The sequence below is a fragment of the Rhodoplanes roseus genome, from assembly GCF_003258865.1.
Classification (GTDB): Bacteria; Pseudomonadota; Alphaproteobacteria; order Rhizobiales; family Xanthobacteraceae; genus Rhodoplanes; species Rhodoplanes roseus.
In genome coordinates, this window is record NZ_NPEX01000557.1 from 1 (window position 1) to 1,460 (window position 1,460).

The 1,460-nt window shown below is 72.8% G+C and carries 1 protein-coding gene; it reads right to left on the bottom strand.

Features of this window, described 5'->3' with window-relative positions:
* Positions 1-270: 270 nt before the first annotated feature.
* A partial coding sequence (locus CH341_RS31205) for a patatin-like phospholipase family protein (RefSeq protein WP_111423568.1) occupies positions 271-1,460 on the bottom strand: 1,190 nt, incomplete at its 5' end.

Consider the following 1,460-nt stretch of genomic DNA (forward strand, 5'->3'; position numbering starts at 1 on the left):
GCGCCTGCGGCAGCCCGCCGCAGCCCGCGGCGCCGCGCCGCAGCCCGGCCGCTTTTCCGCTGTCTGCCAGCGGCTTGGCGCGCCCGCCGTGGCGACCCGCCGCGGCTGCCGTGAGATCGCGGAAAGATCCCGTTAAGAGGTGCGGCGTCTATTGGGCGGGCACCGGGTCCACGCAACCCGCGCTGTCTGACGCGAGATCAGCTCGGCACATCCAGTGTCGAGCTGTTCGCGTTTTTGGGGCCCGCTGCGCGTTCGATCCCGCCGCCGCGCTTACTGGGCGGAGCTGCCGCCGGCGGCGGCCGAGCCCTCGGTGGTGCGGCCCTCGACCGGCTTGCCCTGCGCCTGCGGCGCATCCTCGGCGCCCGGCGTTCCCGGCACGGCCGACACGAACGGGGCGGCGCTCTTGCCCTGCGCCAGGCCGCTCTCGAACAGCGCCTTCATGTAGGCGGCGTCGAACATGCCGCGGCTCGGATAATTGAAGCTCTGGTCGACGAAGGCGAGGTTGAACGGGATGCCGCTGCGCCGCGCCGCGCCGGACGCCAGCACGGCGGTGGAGCGGCTGCCGCGCTTGACGCCGACCGACAGCGAGCGCCCCAGCACGGCGACCAGGCTGCGGTCCGTCACCGAAAATTCCGACATCAGCTTGCCGTTGACGATGATGGTGAGCGTGCTCATCGGCAGCCGCTGGGTCGAGGTGGCGAGCAGCATCGTGTCGGGCGCGGCATAGATGGTGGCGGCGAGGCCGCCGTCGACATGCATCTCCTGGAGTCGCTGTCCGCCCGTCTCGCTCTCGATCATCATCGGCGGGAACAGGCCCGGGATCGCGCTGGAGGCGACCAGCACGTCGCGGAAGAGCTTCGCCGAGGCCTCGGTTCCGGCGGCCGCGATGGCGCCCATGTTCCAGGCGACCGGCCGCGCCGCGTCGAGATTGGCGGTGAGCACGATCAGCCGGCGGCCGCGCTTGTGCTCGGCCGCGACCGCGGCGATCAGCTCCGGCGTGATGCGCTTCTTGATGAAGTCGCGCAGCGGCCAGGTGTCGAGCAGGCTCTCCGGCGTGCGGTGATCCTCGAACACCTCGGCTGCGTTCAGCGCCATGAAGTTGTCGCGCATCTCGGCGTCGCGCGAGGAGCCGAGGAACACGAAGGGGGCGAGCAGGGCGCCGGAGCTGACCCCGGTCACCACCGTGTAGTCGGGACGGCGGCCGCTCTGGGACAGGCCGGTCAGCAGGCCGGCGCCGAAGCCGGAGTCCTCGCCGCCGGCCGACAGCGCCAGCCAGTCGCCGCCGATGCCGCCCAGGATGCGCAGATAGTCGGCCTCGGAGTCGCCCCAGAAGCGCGCCTCCGGGATGCCCGGGATGGTGGCGATCGCCTGCTGGCTGGCCGTGAAGCCGCTGCGGCCGCCGGGCTGGGTGTTGCCGGTCGCCTCGCGCGGTGCCGCGGCGGCGGCGTCGGCCGGCGTGG